The organism is Sphingobacterium populi (assembly GCF_001586775.1).
GTDB lineage: Bacteria > Bacteroidota > Bacteroidia > Sphingobacteriales > Sphingobacteriaceae > Sphingobacterium > Sphingobacterium populi.
In genome coordinates this window covers 1-3,231 of record NZ_LQXS01000013.1, presented here as the reverse complement: position 1 = coordinate 3,231, position 3,231 = coordinate 1, and the positions used below count along the sequence as shown (strand labels likewise).

General features: G+C 49.3%; 2 rRNA genes. Both read left to right on the top strand.

The window, feature by feature from the left end:
• The first annotated feature begins 7 nt into the window (after positions 1–7).
• Positions 8–2,891 (top strand): 23S ribosomal RNA (locus A0125_RS15145).
• Between the two features lie 174 nt (positions 2,892–3,065).
• A 5S ribosomal RNA gene (gene rrf / locus A0125_RS15140) occupies positions 3,066–3,177 on the top strand.
• The last annotated feature ends 54 nt before the right edge of the window (positions 3,178–3,231 follow it).

Genomic DNA, 3,231 nt, shown 5'->3' with positions numbered 1-3,231 from the left:
GGATTTGAAGAAAGTAACAAAGGGCACACGGGGGATGCCTAGGCTCTCAGAGGCGATGAAGGACGTGATAAGCTGCGATAAGCTACGGGGATTAGCAAATGTGATTTGATCCGTAGATTTCCGAATGGGGCAACCTAGCTAGTGGAAGACTAGTTGTATAATACGCGAACGCGCCGAACTGAAACATCTAAGTAAGCGTAGGAGGAGAAAATAATAATGATTTCGTAAGTAGTGGCGAGCGAACACGAAAGAGCCCAAACCATAGTTGTTACGGCAATTATGGGGTTGTAGGACCACGACATTGTATTGTCGCTATGAACTGGAAGCAGGTGGGAAACTGCGCAATAAGGGTGAAAGCCCCGTACAGGTAAAGAATGACAGCATAGTGGTATCCTGAGTAGGGCGGGACCGGAGAAATCCTGCTTGAATCTGCCGGCACCATCCGGTAAGGCTAAATACTCCTGAGAGACCGATAGTGAACCAGTACCGTGAGGGAAAGGTGAAAAGAACCCCGAACAGGGGAGTGAAAAGAACCTGAAACCGTGTGCTTACAAGCGGTCGGAGCTGATTTATTCAGTGACGGCGTGCCTTTTGCATAATGAGCCTACGAGTTACTCTTGTCCGGCAAGGTTAAGTCGTTCAGCGACGCAGCCGAAGCGAAAGCGAGTCTGAATAGGGCGCATAGTCGGATGAGGTAGACGCGAAACCTTGTGATCTACCCTTGGGCAGGTTGAAGTTGCAGTAACATGTAATGGAGGACCGAACCGATAAACGTTGAAAAGTTTCCGGATGACCTGAGGGTAGGGGTGAAAGGCCAATCAAACTGGGAAATAGCTCGTACTCCCCGAAATGTTTTTAGGAACAGCGTCGATATAGAGTCTTGCAGAGGTAGAGCTACCGATTGGGTGCGGGGGAGTCAAATCCTACCAAATCCAGACGAACTCCGAATGCTGTAAGATATGATCGGCAGTGAGGCTTTGGGTGCTAAGGTCCAAGGCCGAGAGGGAAAGAACCCAGACCATCAGCTAAGGTCCCTAAATATACGCTAAGTTGAACTAACGAGGTCCGGTTGCCCAGACAGCTAGGATGTTGGCTTGGAAGCAGCCATTCATTTAAAGAGTGCGTAACAGCTCACTAGTCGAGCGACCGGGCGTGGATAATAAACGGGCATCAAGTGTATTACCGAAGCTATGGATTTGTAACACGAGTTACATCTGGTAGGGGAGCATTCTATTGGGGGTGAAGCAGCAAGGTGACTTGTTGTGGACTGAATAGAAAAGCAAATGTAGGCATAAGTAACGATAAGGCGGGTGAGAAACCCGCCCACCGAAAGAACCAGGTTTCCTGATCAACGCTAATCGGATCAGGGTTAGTCGGGGCCTAAGGCGCATCCGAAAGGAGGTAGCCGATGGACAACGGGTTAATATTCCCGTACTTTTATATACTGCGATGTGGTGACGGAGTAGTGACACTGCCGCGAACTGACGGAATAGTTCGTTGAAGTGCGTAGGTATATTTTCTGTAGGCAAATCCGCAGAGAATGCTGAAACACGATAGTACTGCAAAGCTTCGGCGGCGCAGATAGTGCAGGTAATCAGACTTCCAAGAAAACCCGCTAAGCTTCAGGTATATAAAACCCGTACCGCAAACCGACACAGGTGTTCGAGGAGAGAATCCTAAGGTGCTCGAGTGAATCATGGCTAAGGAACTCGGCAAAATGGCCCTGTAACTTCGGGAGAAGGGGCGCTGTCTCTAGCGATAGAGCAGCCGCAGTGAAAAGGCCCAGGCGACTGTTTAGCAAAAACATATGGCTTTGCAAAATCGAAAGATGAAGTATAAGGCCTGACACCTGCCCGGTGCTGGAAGGTTAAGAGGGGATGTCATCGCAAGAGAAGCATTGAATCGAAGCCCCAGTAAACGGCGGCCGTAACTATAACGGTCCTAAGGTAGCGAAATTCCTTGTCGGGTAAGTTCCGACCTGCACGAATGGTGTAACGATCTGGGCGCTGTCTCAGCCATGAGCTCGGTGAAATTGTGGTATCGGTGAAGACGCCGATTACCCGCAACGGGACGGAAAGACCCCATGAACCTTCACTATAGCTTAACATTGGAATTGGATACAGGATGTGTAGGATAGGCGGGAGTAATTGAAGCGGCTTCGCTAGGAGTCGTGGATACAACCTTGAAATACCGCCCTTTCTGTATTCGGTTTCTAACTCGCTATGCCGAGGACATTGTTTGGTGGGTAGTTTGACTGGGGTGGTCGCCTCCAAAAAGGTAACGGAGGCTTTCAAAGGTGGGCTCAGTACGCTTGGTAACCGTACGAGGAGTGCAATGGCATAAGCCCGCTTGACTGTGAGACCAACAAGTCGATCAGGGTCGAAAGACGGACATAGTGATCCGGTGGTTCTGTATGGAAGGGCCATCGCTCAAAGGATAAAAGGTACTCTGGGGATAACAGGCTGATCTCCCCCAAGAGCTCATATCGACGGGGAGGTTTGGCACCTCGATGTCGGCTCGTCACATCCTGGGGCTGGAGAAGGTCCCAAGGGTTGGGCTGTTCGCCCATTAAAGTGGCACGCGAGCTGGGTTCAGAACGTCGCGAGACAGTTCGGTCCCTATCTGTTGTGGGCGTTGGAAGTTTGAGTGGATCTGTCCTTAGTACGAGAGGACCGGGATGGACTGACCGCTGGTGAACCAGTTATGCCGCCAGGTGTACGGCTGGGTAGCTACGTCGGGAATAGATAAGCGCTGAAAGCATCTAAGTGCGAAACTAGCCACGAGATGAGACTTCCTTATAGGGTCGTTGCAGATGACAACGTTGATAGGTCATAGGTGTAAAGGTTGAGAGACCAAAGCCAAGTGATACTAATAGCCCGAAGCTTTCGCAATGATAGAAAACGTGTTCTGTTGTTTCCTCTGTGTTTCTTCGCCTAGCCATAGTGCATTGATATACAGATTATAATTCTAACTGTCCTTCTTTCTTTCAAATATATGTCACGATATGCTGTGATGATTAGTTAGTGTTGTATTGAGAGAATACGCTGATCATACACAAAAGATATTCAGGTGCCTATATCGGCGGTGTCCACCTCTTCCCATTCCGAACAGAGTAGTTAAGCCCGCCAGAGCCGATGGTATTGCCGTAACAGGTGGGAGAGTAGGTCGGTGCCTAATTTTATACAAAAGCCCTTGCAAAAATAGTTGCAAGGGCTTTTTTGCGTTTAAACG